This is a genomic window from Shinella sp. OV683 (assembly GCF_057787725.1).
Genome location: NZ_CM173543.1, coordinates 589,092 through 602,560, shown reverse-complemented (window position 1 = coordinate 602,560; position 13,469 = coordinate 589,092). Strand labels below are relative to the sequence as shown.

Sequence of the window (13,469 nt, the reverse complement as noted above, 5' to 3'; positions counted from 1 at the left end):
AGTTGCTTGGATACGGAGTGATGCTGGGCTAGCCTTCGCTTTCGGACGGCATAGAGCGCATGGCGACAGCGCCGACAAACAGTGCACCCGATACCCAGAAGGCCTGGACGAAATATTTGCGGATATTCAGGAAATGCTCCTCGCGGCAGACCGATTGCGCCAGCGAGCAGATGTCGGAATCCCGCACCAGGCATGGCACGATCTCACTGAGCGACATGGTGTTGGTCTTCACCAGCTCGTCAAACACCACCCACCACCAGCCAACGGCCAGTGCGGTCAGGATGGCACCGGACAGAAGCAGCACGTTGGGCACGGACATTCTAGTCATGATGGATGCCCAGTTTCGTGAGCAATTTCTGACGGAGATGCACGAGATCCTTGTCGTCGCGCTTGCGTGGATAGGGCTTGTTGACCAGGATTTCGGCAACGATGCGCGCCGGCCTGTCGCTGAACACGATGATCCGGTTGGCGAGCAGCAGCGCTTCCTCGACATCGTGAGTGACCAGGATCGCAGTGAAACCGACATCCCGCCAGAGCTTGGTCAACTCGCCCTGCAGCCCAAGCCGCGTCAAGGAATCGAGCTTGCCGAAGGGCTCATCGAGCAGCAACAGATGTGGATCGTTGACCAACGCTCGCGCAATCGCCACGCGCTGGGCCATGCCGCCCGAAAGCTGGTTGGGATAGGCATCGGCGAATTTTTCGAGCTTGACGATCCGCAGCGCCTCATCGACGCGGTGGCCGTGGGTCTTGAGCAATCCGCGCGCTTCGAGTCCAGTGGCAACATTCTTGCGCACCGTCCGCCAAGGAAACAGCGTCGGGTCCTGGAACACCAGGATGCGCGACGGATCAGGCTCGGTGATCGGCACGCCCTCCTCGAGCAGCACGCCTGAACGCGGCGTATCGAGCCCGGCCGCCAGCCTCAGCAGGGTGGATTTGCCGCAGCCGGAAGGCCCGAGCAATGCGATGAATTCGCCCGGCTTGACGTTGAGGTCGACATTGTCGAGCACGGCGAGCTTCTCGCCATTGATCTCGAAATGGTGAGATACACCTCTAACATCGAGTGCAATCGCCCTCCGTTCAGTGGTGGCGGGTTTGACGGCAATGTTCATCAGATCAGCCCTCTTTCCTGGCCGGTCAGCAGGCAGTCACGCGCCACGAACAGCAGCTTGATGATGCCCGAGCAAAGCAGGGCCATGATGATGATGGTGGCATAGACATTGGCGTAGCCCGAATAGGCCGTCTGGAACTGGATGTACCATCCGAGCCCGTACTTCGCGCCGAGCATTTCGGCGACGACGAGCACCGCGAACGAGGAGTAGAGCCCCATGAAAAGACCAACGAAAACGTGCGGCAGGGCTGCCGGCACGGCGATCTTCAGCACCAGATAGCGGGAGTTTGCCCCCAGCGTCCGGGCGACATCGTAGAAGGCCTTGTTGACCGAGGCGACGCCGGCCGCCGTCAGAATGGCAACGGGAATGCCGCAGGACAGCGCGACGATGAAGATCGAGGCCTGGAAGGTCGTGGGGAAGAAATAAAACGCTGCCGGGATCCATGCGGTGGCCGGCACCGGACCGATCAGCTTGAGGATCGGCATGCCCCAGTAGTTGAAGCGCACCGACCAGCCCAGCGCCACGCCGAGTGCGAAGCCGACGGTCACACCGGAAAAGAAGCCGAGAATCCAGAGCCTGAGCGTGTAGGCGATGCAGATCAGCAGTCGTTGCCACTCCACCACATAGACATTGAGCAGTCCATGCGGCGGCGAGAAGAATGGTTTGGGCAGGAAGCCGGTCTTGGCGGTCGAATATTCCCAGAGCAGCAGCCAGACGCCGAGCGCGATCAGCCATGGACCATAATAGGCAACCCGGTCACCGAATTTGCCGAGCCGCGGCACTGCGAAGGCGAGACCCGCTAAGGCTGCGGCTCCCACCCCCATGATAATTGCAAACAGGTCGGCGCTGCCCCACACCACGACGTCGGGCAAGGCAACAGTGACGATCGCCGTCAGAGCCCAGAAGAAGGCGGCTATGAAACCCGGCAGCCACACGCTTTGCCGAAGCGCAAGCGGTGATGTCAGGTCGTCGACATAGGTCGGCGCGGCGTCCGTCATCATTCTATTCCTTATGCCAACAGGTTGACCGTGATCCGCTCGGCAAATTCCTTGGGATCGGTGGTCGAATCGAGGACTTTGACGAGCTTGAGGTCTTCCGACGTGATGCGGATCTGCTCGACCAGTTCGGGGCCGATCGGATGATTGTGAGCCCGCAGGTTGCTGATGACGGCGGTCAGGTCTTCAAGGCTGAGGCCGGCCGGCTTCAATGCTTCGAGATACCACTTGGCAACCTCATCAGGATGGTTTGCCGTGTATTCGTGGATTTCGATATTGGCTTCCGCCAGGCGACGCAGCGCATCCTTGTTGGCCTTCAGGAATTCGCCACTGGCGCCGAGCACGCAGCATGTATGACCTTCGTAGACGCCCGTCTGGGTGTCCGCGATCAGCTTGAAATCGAACTGCTTCTCAATCGAATAGGCCCAGGGGTCGAGATGGGCAGCCAAGTCGGCATCGCCACGATTGACCGTTTCACCAACGAGTTCAAACGGCACGGCCTTCCACGTCACGTCGGTCTCAGGGTCGATACCGGCCTTCTTCAGCGTCACCTGGAAGGCGACCTGCGGCGGCGCGCCGATGCCGTAAGTGGCGATCGTCTTGCCCTTGACGCCGGCGAGGTCGGTGATCCCCGAAGCCTTGGACGCCATCAGCCGCTGGCAGCCGCCATGCGAGCCGACGAACAGTTTCACGTCGAAGCCCTGCTCCAGCGGCTTGAGCCAGTCGCCGATCAGGCCGGCACCGGCATCGGCCTTGTTGGTGGCCAGCGCCTGGATAAGCGTCTGGCCGCTGGCGCCCTGGTAGAACAACTCAACATCGAGATTATGCTTGCTGTAGATCCCCTTGGCGACGCCGAAACCGAGAGGAGAATGGCAGGCTGCGACTTCCGTCCAGGCCAGCCGGATCTTCGGTGCCGGACCGGCGATCGCCGGGGTGAAGAGTGCGTTGCAGGTGACGGCACCCGCGGCGACCACACCGGCGCCGGCAACCGCGCCCTTGAGCACGGTGCGGCGCGAAACGCTGGCCTTCGACTTGGCGGATTTGCTGTTCTCTTCGGTCATGTGAGAGCCTCGTGAAGCTTTGATGCTGCCCCTTGCAGCCTTCGATGCCTAAAGCATATCTGGCATTTTCTTTTAATCAATAATTTTTATAGATTTTATATTCTAACTTTGACCGACAGCTTGGAATGCAATCGTCGTGCTGGCGGAGCTTGCTGGAATTTCTTTGCTAATTCGTCACTTAGGATTGCGCGACATTCTTATATTATCGTTTAATATCAGAGTTTTATATCATTTTTATAGACAATATTGCCAATCTCGCTTTGCGAGCCTATCGTCGACAATCATCAGCGAGCATCACTCGTGGAAGTTGGCTTTCGAGGCACGCTTCCGGGTTGGCGCATAGGGGAGTTGAGTCGTGACAGCAGAACAATCATTGCCGCTACTGAGTCTTGAGCGGTTTTCACCATCCCACCCTGAACGTGACGTGGCGCTTTCACAGTTGCGCGAGGTCGCCCGGACGTTCGGTTTTTTCTACCTCACCGATCACGGCATTCCGCAGGAACGCATCGATACCGTGATTGCGCTGTCGAAGCAGTTCTTCGCGCTGCCCGAGCAGCAGAAGCTCGAAATCGAGATGAAGAAATCACCGCATTTCCGCGGCTATAACCGCGCCGGGCTTGAATATACCCGCGGCTCGCAGGACTGGCGCGAGCAGGTGGATTTCGGCTCAGAGCGCGAAAAGCTGGATGTCAAATCGGGCGATCCCGCATGGAAACGGCTGGTCGGGCCCAACCAGTTTCCCTCCGCCCTGCCCGAACTCAAGCCTGTCATCCAGCAATGGATCGAGGACGTGACTTCCGTCGGCATCCGCGTGCTGAAGGCCTATGCGGAGGCGCTCGGCCAATCGCCCGACGTTTTCGAGCCGGTCTATGACGGCGGCCCCAACCAGCTTCTCAAGATCATCCGGTATCCCGGCCGAGACAAAACCGAAACCGACCAGGGTGTGGGCGCCCACAAGGACAGCGGCTTCGTTACCATCCTGTTGCAGGATGTCGTCAGCGGCCTCCAGGTCGATGATGGAAACGGCGGCTGGATCGATGCAAAGCCGGTGCGCGGCACGTTCGTCATCAACACCGGCGAGCTGCTGGAAATGGCCTCCAACGGCTTCCTGCGCGCCAATATCCACCGCGTCATCACCCCGCCGGCCGGCCAGGAACGGCTGTCGGTTGCTTTCTTCCTCGGCGCCAACCTCGCCGCCACGGTGCCCGTACTGACGCTGCCGGCGGATCTGCAGAAGCAAGTGCGCGGCGTCACCCAGGACCCGCTCAATCCGCTGTTCAACGAGGTCGGCCGCAACTTCCTCAAATCACGGCTGCGCTCCCATCCGGATGTCGCCGAAGCCCATCACTCCGACCTGATCGCCGAGCAGAAAAAGATCACCGAAACGGCCTGAGCCTCAAGACAATCACCTCAAGGAGATTTCCATGAACATCCATAACAATCCGGACGAAATCGTCGCTCCGGCGGCACCACACGGCAGCGCGCTCTTCAAGAGTCGTCATCCGGAAACCATCGCGCTGCATGGCGGCTCCTACCGCTTCGACCCGACATCGGGTGCCGTTGCCGTTCCGATCTACCAGACGACGTCCTATCAGCTGCCGGGTACCGAAGGCGCCGACAAGCTGTTTGCGCTCGAAGCCGCCGGTCATCTCTACACGCGCGTGTCCAACCCGACACAGGATGCCTTCGAGCAGCGTCTTGCCGAGATCGAAGGCGGCGCGGCCGCCCTTGCGGTCAGCTCCGGTCAGGCAGCGTCTGCATTCGCCGTGCTAAACCTCGCCCGTGCCGGCGACAACATCGTCAGTGCAGCCGGCCTCTACGGCGGCACCTGGGCGCTGTTTGCCGCAACACTGAAGAATTTCGGCATCGAAACCCGCTTTGTCGATGCCACCGATCCCGAAGTCTTTGCCCGCGCCACCGACGATCGCACCCGCGCCTACTATGCCGAGTCCCTGCCCAACCCGAAGCTCGAAGTCTTCCCGATTGCGGAGGTCGCCAGCGTCGGTCGCCGCTTCGGCATTCCACTGATCGTCGACAACACCGCAGCCCCCTTGGTGATCCGACCCTTCGAGCACGGCGCCGCAGTCGTGGTCTATTCCACCACCAAATATATCGGCGGCCACGGCACGTCGATCGGCGGCGCGATCATCGAGAGCGGCACCTTTCCGTTCGGCGATTATCCCAAGCGCTTGCCGACACTGCACGAGCCTGACTCGAGCTATCAGGGCGCAACATGGATCCAGAAGGCAGCCGCCATCGACTTCCTGCCCTACATCTTCCGGGCGCGTGCCGTTCTGCTGCGCGATCTCGGCGCCGCGATCAGCCCGCAAAATGCCTTCCAGTTCATCCAGGGCCTGGAAACACTGCCGCTGCGGCTGAGGCAGCACAATGAAAATGCCATCGTCGTCGCCGATTACCTCAAGGCGCATCCCAAGGTTTCCAACGTCATCTTCCCGAAATTCCAGTCTGGTGTCGCCAAGGCGCGAGCGGAAAAATACCTGAAGCCGGGCTGGTTCGGCGCGCTGGTGGGGTTCGAATTGAAAGATGGTCGCGAAGCCGGCCGCCGTTTCATCGATGCGCTGCAACTGTTCTATCATGTCGCCAATATCGGCGACGCCCGCTCGCTGGCGATCCATCCCTCGCCACGACCCATTCGCAGCTCTCGGCCGATGACCAACTCGCAACTGGCGTCACGCCGGGTTATGTCAGGCTGTCGATCGGGCTTGAACATCCCGAAGACATTCTTGCGGATCTGGAGCAGGCAATCGCCGCAGCTTGAACCGATGCGCGAACCAGAACTTTGGCGGCCCCGGGCTCTGAAAGCCCGGGGCCGTTTGGCTTTAACCATCCATGCGAACTAGCGCTTGCAGCCCTCTTGCGGAAAGCCTGCCTGGCATGCTTAATCATGGTGTGTGAGCTAGAAAAAAGTACAAGCGGCACATTTGGGGGAACTACATGAAATTCGTACGTCAGATCGCCGCTTTGGCGATGACTGTGGTGTTAACATGCGCCATTTCCTTGAGCGCGACGTCAGCCGAGGCTGCCCGCAAGACACCGGAACAGGTGCTGGGCAACTGGTACAAGCTGGTGCTGGAACTGGTGCGCCACACGCCCACCTATTCGCCCCCCGTCGCCAGCCGATCGTTCGCCTATTTCGGCGTGACCATGTTCGAGGCGACGGCCACCGGCTCCAAAGACATGATCTCGCTTTCGGGACAGCTAAACGGCCTGACGCCCAGCCCGAGCCGCGAAGCCGGCAAGACCTATGACGAAGCGGTGGTACTGAACGCGGCAATCGCCTTTGCCGCCCAGAGCTATTTCACCCATACCGGCCCGACCGGCCAGCGGGCGCTCGCGGCAATGTCGAAGAAGATGCGCGCCAACGTGTCCGACGGCGTGGCCGCTGACGTCATCGCCCGCAGCGAGGCGCACGGCAAGGCAGTCGCCGAGCATGTCCTTGAATGGTCGATGACCGACGGCGGCGCCGTCATCGAAAACATGGGCTTTCCGCTCGAATACAAGCTGACGCCCGGCCCGGCGCATTGGGTGCCGACCAGCAAGATCTCCCAGCAGCAATTTCCGCTGCTGCCCGAATGGAGCAAAAACCGCACCTTCGCCATGCCGAATGGCGCGACCTGCCCCCTGCCTCCCCCGCCGCAATACAGCGAGGACAAGAATTCCGAATTCTACAAGCAAGGCTACGAGGTCTACGACACCGTCAACACACTGACGCCCGACCAGCGCGCCATCGCCCGCTTCTGGTCGGATGATCCGATGCTGTCGCCCACCCCGCCGGGCCACTGGATCTCGATCGCCATGCAGGTGTTGGACCATGAGCATGCCGATGTCGAGCGCAGCGTCGATGTGCTTGCCCGCCTTGGCGTGACGCTGGCCGACAGCTTCATTGGCTGCTGGGACGCCAAGTTCAAATACGATCTGGTGCGCCCCATCACCTACATCAAGCGTCTGATCGACCCGAAATGGGAAGCGCTGCTGATCACCCCGCCCTTCCCGGAATATCCCTCCGGCCACTCGACACAATCGGGTGCCGCGGCCGTGGTGCTCGCGAGCCTGTTCGGCGAAAACTACGCCTTCGAGGACCACACGCACGAGGCGGATGGCCTGATCCCGCGCAAATTCAAGAGTTTTTGGGCTGCAGCCGAGGAGGCCGGCATCTCGCGCCTCTATGGCGGCATCCATTATCGCGCAGCCATCAAGTTCGGCCTCGATCAGGGCAAATGCATCGGCGCCTACGCGACCAAACTTAAGACGAGGAAATAGGCCATGCGTCTCACCGCTCTCTGCCTCGTTTTGATCGCCGCTGGTGCAACCACGGCCCATGCCGCCGACAACGCGCTCGTCATTCCCTCCTTCACCGAGGAAACCAACTCGGCGGGCATCGACTCGGTCTATGCCGGCGACTGGCAATATATGGTCGGCGGCGGCGCCGCGACCTTCGACTGCAATGACGACGGCCTGCCGGACATGTTTCTGGCTGGCGGCGAAAAGCCCGCCAATTTCTACCGCAACGTCTCGGCCCGTGGCGGCGCCCTGAAATTCACGAAGGAAAAAAGCGGCCTCGAACTCGATGCCGTCACCGGCGCTTATCCCATCGACATCGATGCCGATGGCAAGACCGACCTCGTCGTGTTGCGGGTCGGCGAAAATGTCGTGATGCGAGGCCTGGGCGGCTGCAAGTTCGCGCGCGCCAACGAGGCCTGGAATTTCAACGGCGGTGACGCATGGGCAACCGCCTTTGCGGCCACATGGGAACATGGCAACGACTGGCCGACGCTGGCCGTCGGCTCCTATGTAGACCGCAAAGAAGACACCTATCCCTGGGGCACCTGCACCGACAACTGGCTGCTACGGCCGGAAGCGGTCGGTGCAAAGAAATTCGCCAAGCCGCTGGCGCTCAAGCCCAGCTACTGTCCGCTTTCAATGATGTTCACCGACTGGAACCGATCCGGCACGCCAAGTCTCCGCGTCTCCAACGACCGCGAATATTACAAGGGCGGCCAGGAGCAGATGTGGAAGGTCGAGCCGGGCAGGAAGCCCGAACTCTACACCCAGGCCGAAGGCTGGAAATACCTACGCATCTGGGGCATGGGCATCGCCAGCTACGACCTCAATTTCGACGGCTATCCCGAATATTTCCTGACCTCGATGGCCGACAACAAGATGCAGTCGCTCGGCGACGTCCCCAAGGACGGCAAGGTCAAGCCGTCCTATACGGACATCGCCTTTGCTAAGGGCGCCACCGCCCACCGCCCCTATATCGGCGGCGACTGGCACCCCTCGACCGCCTGGCATACCGAATTCGAGGACGTCAACAACGACGGTATGGTCGATCTGTTCATCGCCAAGGGCAACGTCGCCAAAATGGAAGATTTTGCCGCCAAGGATCCCAACAACCTGCTGATCCAGCAGCCCGACGGCAAGTTCAAGGAAGTGGGCGACAAGGCGGGCGTCGACAGCATGGCGGTCTCGCGCGGCGCGGCGCTAGCGGATTTCAATCTCGACGGCCTGCTCGACCTCGTCGTCGTCAACCGTTGGCAGACCGCGCAGCTCTGGCGCAACACCACAAAGGGCGCCGGCCACTGGATCGAACTGAAAGTCGAGCAGCCCGGCGCCAATCGCGACGCGATCGGCGGCTGGATCGAGGTCAAATGCGGTGAAACAACCATGCGCCGAGAAATGACCATCGGCGGCGGCCATGTCTCCGGCGAACGCGGCTTCTGGCATTTCGGCATCGGCAGCGTCGACAAGACAGAAATCCGCATCCTCTGGCCGGACGGCGAAAAGGGCGAATGGCAGACGGTGGATGCCGGCAAGTTCTACGTGGTGGAACGCGGCAAGGTGGCAAAGGTCTGGGAGTAGATTTCTGCCAGCCAGCTCTGCTGGAAATGGCCAGATCGCCGATTGTTCGCTATTGTTTGCTAGACACGTGTGGCGCCGTCGGAGGCGCCTTCCAAGCGAATGGACTTCCCGATGAGCGAACATCTGAATGTACCGGTACTGCTGAAACGGCGCTTGCAGGCGCAGGTCATCGGCCCCATCCATGCCGAGATGGTCGAAGCATTCGGCAAGGAAAAGGCCGACGCCGTTCTCGACGCTGCGGTCCGCAAGGCTGCCATCGCCGAGGGCCAGGCATTTGCCGAGCGAGCGCCGGAAGGCAAGACCTCGATGTCGGACTTCATCAAGCTCTACGAACTTTGGACGCATGACGGCGCCCTCGAGATCGAGGTGCTTGAAGCGTCAGAGCGCACATTCGATTTCAATGTCACGCGCTGTCGCTATGCCGAAGCTTACAAGGAAATGGGCCTCGGCCACATTGGCCACCTGATGTCCTGCAACAGGGATGGCACATTCTGTCAGGGGTATGATCCGAAGATTAAATTGGAGCGCAAACAAACGATCATGGCGGGTGCGGACTGTTGTACGTTCCGATACTCCTATCAGGAGGGTTGAGGGCGAGGACGTCCCGGGAACACCCTATCACCTCCAACCCGTCCGATCTCCGCATCCGTCGCGAAGCGACCGGACATCAGGTGTGCTCAACTTACTCGAACAAACAGCCTCAAAAGGGCACTTCCAAGGAGGAAAAGATAACCAAGGGATAAGCAAACTTCATCTATTCCTCTCCATTCGGACACATCCCGCCCCCGCTTGTCCTTCACAATAGCCAGTACTTTTTCACGAAAATTCGTTGGCTCGCCGGATAGGGCTTCGTGAATGCTTTTTAGTTTCTTCTTTCTGAAATTAAGCGACCAGGTTGGAATCGCGAGTATCGCGATCCCTGTAAATGAGGCCACGTTAAGCCACCAGTGTGCGTCGGCGGGCGCCATTATACAGCGACGGCAAAGACAACATCTTCAGCCGCCTCTTCCGTTGATCCACCAAGTTTGTGCTCATTGAATTCATGAGGAGAAAAGCCCACAAGCATGTGGGCTTCACAAGCCTCAACGTAACGAACCACCGTATCCCAGTTAGGAAGCGGCCCCGTAGGTGCCTCCAGGCGCGAAATCATTGGCTGCGTCAAGCTGGAACGCGACTCGATATCACCTTGCGTCAAACCCTTGTTCTTGCGAAGAGCGCGGAGCGCCATTGCAAGCTGCCGCTTGAAGTCATTGTTTGCCTTGCTCTCAACCACATCAGGTCGCAGTTCGAGAACCTTTGATCTAAAACTCTTCTCAGTCATCAGCTGGCTCCCAGCTCGGGTTGATTAACTTCAGGTGTCTGACAGCTCTTGATCGTCCAATTTCACACGGTCGCCCAGCACGACTGACCAGACCATGAACCTTACACGGCCAAGGCTGAATGCCGTACGTGTCCAGAGAAACAATAAGCTTTAAGGTGGAACAGCCTGGAATATCTTGGGCATAGATTTCATAGCGATTGGCCAATAATCCACACCGCTCATTCAAGTCAGGATCACACTCCTCAAGCTCTTGCAAAAGCAAGTCCGCTCCCTCGACACATCTTACCGATGGCGAGGAGAAATCCGTGAGAACTTCCTTTTCAAACTCCTGTACGGGCTCAACTTTTCGCGTCAAACACCACCTCTAAGTGAGAAATATATCATTCGAATCATATGATTTCAAGGGCATATTCACGACTTGCCCACTGACTTGAAATGCGTCAGGCTCAATACCACAAATTGCACTCACAACAAAGCCTCCCTTTGGGAAGGGACGTCTGCCATTTTCCAGATCAGATGAGTGAGGCCTGCGGCTGCCCACGGCAGCAGCAAGGGATCGACTTAGGCAATAGCAGCAAGCAGTGGCGCCCAGCCCATAAACACGAGTATCTTGGTTATTTCTCAGGGGAAAAATGGTGCTGCTAGAGAGATTTGAACTCTCGGCCTCTCCCTTACCAAGGGAGTGCTCTACCCCTGAGCTATAGCAGCATCGTGACCGGTGCGAATTGTCTGAACCGGTGAAGCGGGCTGGCTATTGCCACAGCTTCGCGGCAAGCGCAAGCGCCAATCGTCCGAACGGCCGAAAGAATTTCCCGCGCCCTGCACGCCAGCGCTTTGCCCGGAGCGAGCTTTGCATTATGACAGAGGCCATGAATGACAAACGCGTCAAAGACATCGGCAATGACAACGCGGACGCCGGAACCGATTCGGATTCGGCAGCGCCGAAGGGCAATATTTCGCTGAAGATCCAGGCTGAAAAGCGTGCCGAGCGCCTGCGGGCCGAGTTGCGTGCCAATCTCGCCCGTCGCAAGCTGCAGGCGCGGGCGCGCCGGGAAGGCGCCGAGGATGATCGGCCCGGCAACCTGCTTTCCGACGACGATCCTGCGCGGTCTGATTGACCCTGCCCAAAATTCCCCTCAATTACGCGTCTTAACCCAATCTCCGGCCTTGGCTGAATCACCCTTGCTTGAACTGCTTGGCACAATTCGCTACATGGGCCGACAGGATTGGAGGCGCCCGCCCGGGCGCCAAGGGGATATAGCTTTATGGATCGTATCAGAATTGTCGGCGGCCGTCCGCTGAATGGCATCATACCTATCTCTGGTGCCAAGAACGCGGCCCTGCCGCTGATGATTGCCTCGTTGATGACGTCGGACACGCTGACGCTCGAAAACGTGCCGCATCTCGCCGATGTCGAGCAGCTGATCCGCATTCTCGGCAACCATGGTGTCGACATCGCCGTCAATGGCCGCCGCGAGCACCAGGATGGCTCCTACGCCCGCACCATCCACTTCACCTGCCGCACCATCGCCGACCTCACCGCACCATACGAGCTGGTTTCCAAGATGCGCGCCAGCTTCTGGGTCATCGGACCGCTGCTTGCCCGCGAAGGCCAGGCACGCGTGTCCCTGCCCGGCGGCTGTGCCATCGGCACCCGTCCCGTCGATCTCTTCCTCGAGAGCCTGCAGGCGCTCGGCGCGGAGATGGAAATCGATGGCGGCTACGTCAATGCCCGCGCCCCCAAGGGCGGCCTTGTCGGCGCCCGCTACACCTTCCCCAAGGTTTCCGTCGGCGCCACCCACGTCATGCTGATGGCAGCAAGCCTTGCCCGCGGCACGACCGTGATCGGCAATGCTGCCCGTGAGCCGGAAATCGTCGATCTTGCCAAGTGCCTGAACGCCATGGGCGCCAAGATCACCGGCCAGGGCACGTCGACCATCACCATCGAGGGCGTCACCTCGCTGTCCGGCGCCCGCCACCGCGTCATGCCGGACCGCATCGAGACCGGCACCTATGCCATGGCAGTAGCGATGGCCGGCGGCGATGTCGAAATCGTCGACACCGACCCCACCTATCTCGAGACCGCCCTTGAAGCCGTCCGCCGCGCCGGCGCCGAAGTCAGCGTCACCGAACGCGGCATCCGTGTCCGCCGCAACGGCGAGATCCTCAAACCGGTCGATGTCGTCACCGACCCTTATCCGGGCTTCCCGACCGACCTGCAGGCGCAGTTCATGGGCCTGATGACCAAGTCGAACGGCGCTTCCCATATCACCGAGACGATCTTCGAAAACCGCTTCATGCATGTTCAGGAACTTGCCCGCCTCGGCGCCAAGATCACGCTCAGCGGCCAGACGGCCCGCATCGAAGGCGTCGAGCGCCTGAAGGGGGCACCAGTCATGGCAACCGACCTGCGCGCTTCAGTGTCGCTGGTCATTGCCGGTCTTGCTGCCGAAGGCGAGACCATGGTGTCGCGCGTCTACCATCTCGATCGCGGCTTCGAGCGGCTCGAGGAAAAGCTGACGCGCTGCGGCGCAATTGTTGAACGCGTAAGCGAATAAACAGCCCGACTGTTGCGAAAACGCCACGCGCATCTTATCTCAGGGAAAAGATGGAAATTGGCCGGCACGCCCGAGGCGCAGCCGGCCCAGCGAGACTGGATTGACCTATGCCCCTGAAGCTGCTTGCGCTTGACGACGAAGACCTGACCGTGATCTCGGCCCATATGCAGGACGCCGTGTTCCGCGTTGCCGATGTCGAGTATACCCCGAAGGACAAACACCTCACCATTTCGGCCAATCGCTTCGATTGGGAAGAGGCGGTGCGCAGCGCCAAGGGTTTCGAGCGCAGCCGCTCGGCCCTCTGCTTCAAGCAGGTCAAGGGCGTCCGCTCGATCGGCGTCGATCGCAAGGACAAGGACAAGGTCCTCAACCTGCTCGCCGTCCTGTTCGAAAAGGAAGGCGAAGGCCCCGATGGTCACATCGAACTGGTGCTCGCCGGCGGTGGCTCGATCCTGCTCGATGTGGACTGTATCGAAGTTCAGCTTGCGGATACGGGCGGCACGTGGGAAACCACAATGAAGCCGCGCCACCCCGGCGCCGCCTGA

Annotated in this window: 12 protein-coding genes, 1 tRNA gene and 1 pseudogene; 8 read left to right on the top strand and 6 right to left on the bottom strand. The window is 60.1% G+C overall.

The window, feature by feature from the left end; translation table 11 throughout:
• Nucleotides 1-28: 28 nt before the first annotated feature.
• The 4 genes from ACXHRN_RS02930 to ACXHRN_RS02915 are packed head-to-tail and all read right to left on the bottom strand — an operon-like array spanning nt 29 to nt 3,165.
• On the bottom strand, nt 29-328 hold the full coding sequence (locus ACXHRN_RS02930; RefSeq protein ID WP_488639852.1) for a hypothetical protein: 300 nt from the start codon (nt 326-328) through the stop codon (nt 29-31).
• Nucleotides 321-1,109: an ABC transporter ATP-binding protein gene (locus ACXHRN_RS02925; protein ID WP_488639851.1), complete on the bottom strand. Its 789-nt coding sequence runs from the start codon at nt 1,107-1,109 to the stop codon at nt 321-323. Before ACXHRN_RS02925 ends, ACXHRN_RS02930 begins: the two co-directional genes overlap by 8 nt.
• On the bottom strand, nt 1,109-2,110 hold the full coding sequence (locus ACXHRN_RS02920; RefSeq protein ID WP_488639850.1) for an ABC transporter permease: 1,002 nt from the start codon (nt 2,108-2,110) through the stop codon (nt 1,109-1,111). Before ACXHRN_RS02920 ends, ACXHRN_RS02925 begins: the two co-directional genes overlap by 1 nt.
• Before the next feature lie 8 nt (nt 2,111-2,118).
• The gene (locus tag ACXHRN_RS02915; RefSeq protein ID WP_488639849.1) at nt 2,119-3,165 is read right to left on the bottom strand and encodes an ABC transporter substrate-binding protein; all 1,047 of its coding nucleotides are present in this window, start codon (nt 3,163-3,165) and stop codon (nt 2,119-2,121) included.
• 355 nt (nt 3,166-3,520) lie between these two features.
• On the opposite strand from ACXHRN_RS02915, the gene ACXHRN_RS02910 reads away from it, so the two are divergent.
• The 5 genes and pseudogenes from ACXHRN_RS02910 (at nt 3,521) to ACXHRN_RS02890 (ending at nt 9,636) form a co-directional block, all read left to right on the top strand.
• Nucleotides 3,521-4,558 carry an isopenicillin N synthase family dioxygenase gene (locus ACXHRN_RS02910; protein WP_488639848.1) on the top strand — a complete coding sequence of 346 codons (1,038 nt, stop codon included), beginning with the start codon at nt 3,521-3,523 and terminating at the stop codon, nt 4,556-4,558.
• Nucleotides 4,559-4,616: 58 nt separating this feature from the next.
• Nucleotides 4,617-5,944, top strand: a pseudogene (locus tag ACXHRN_RS02905) (O-acetylhomoserine aminocarboxypropyltransferase/cysteine synthase family protein).
• 176 nt (nt 5,945-6,120) lie between these two features.
• Nucleotides 6,121-7,446, top strand: coding sequence for a vanadium-dependent haloperoxidase (locus tag ACXHRN_RS02900; protein ID WP_488639847.1), 1,326 nt, complete (start codon nt 6,121-6,123; stop codon nt 7,444-7,446).
• A 3-nt stretch (nt 7,447-7,449) separates the two neighbouring features.
• Complete coding sequence (locus tag ACXHRN_RS02895) at nt 7,450-9,045, top strand: CRTAC1 family protein (RefSeq protein ID WP_488639846.1); 1,596 nt, start codon at nt 7,450-7,452, stop codon at nt 9,043-9,045.
• Between the two features lie 111 nt (nt 9,046-9,156).
• Nucleotides 9,157-9,636 (top strand): L-2-amino-thiazoline-4-carboxylic acid hydrolase, encoded by a 480-nt coding sequence (locus ACXHRN_RS02890; protein ID WP_488639845.1) that lies wholly within the window; start codon nt 9,157-9,159, stop codon nt 9,634-9,636.
• Between the two features lie 376 nt (nt 9,637-10,012).
• Here ACXHRN_RS02890 and ACXHRN_RS02885 read toward each other — a convergent pair whose 3' ends face one another.
• Nucleotides 10,013-10,366, bottom strand: coding sequence for a helix-turn-helix domain-containing protein (locus ACXHRN_RS02885; RefSeq protein ID WP_488639844.1), 354 nt, complete (start codon nt 10,364-10,366; stop codon nt 10,013-10,015).
• A 633-nt stretch (nt 10,367-10,999) separates the two neighbouring features.
• A tRNA-Thr gene (locus ACXHRN_RS02880) sits at nt 11,000-11,074 on the bottom strand.
• A 161-nt stretch (nt 11,075-11,235) separates the two neighbouring features.
• On the opposite strand from ACXHRN_RS02880, the gene ACXHRN_RS02875 reads away from it, so the two are divergent.
• The 3 genes from ACXHRN_RS02875 to ACXHRN_RS02865 all read left to right on the top strand — a co-directional run bounded on the left by ACXHRN_RS02875 (nt 11,236) and on the right by ACXHRN_RS02865 (nt 13,469).
• Nucleotides 11,236-11,484, top strand: a complete 249-nt coding sequence (locus tag ACXHRN_RS02875; RefSeq protein ID WP_488639843.1) for a hypothetical protein — start codon at nt 11,236-11,238, stop codon at nt 11,482-11,484.
• A 147-nt stretch (nt 11,485-11,631) separates the two neighbouring features.
• The gene (gene murA, locus ACXHRN_RS02870; protein WP_488639842.1) at nt 11,632-12,924 is read left to right on the top strand and encodes a UDP-N-acetylglucosamine 1-carboxyvinyltransferase; all 1,293 of its coding nucleotides are present in this window, start codon (nt 11,632-11,634) and stop codon (nt 12,922-12,924) included.
• A 107-nt stretch (nt 12,925-13,031) separates the two neighbouring features.
• The gene (locus tag ACXHRN_RS02865; RefSeq protein WP_488639841.1) at nt 13,032-13,469 is read left to right on the top strand and encodes a DUF2948 family protein; all 438 of its coding nucleotides are present in this window, start codon (nt 13,032-13,034) and stop codon (nt 13,467-13,469) included.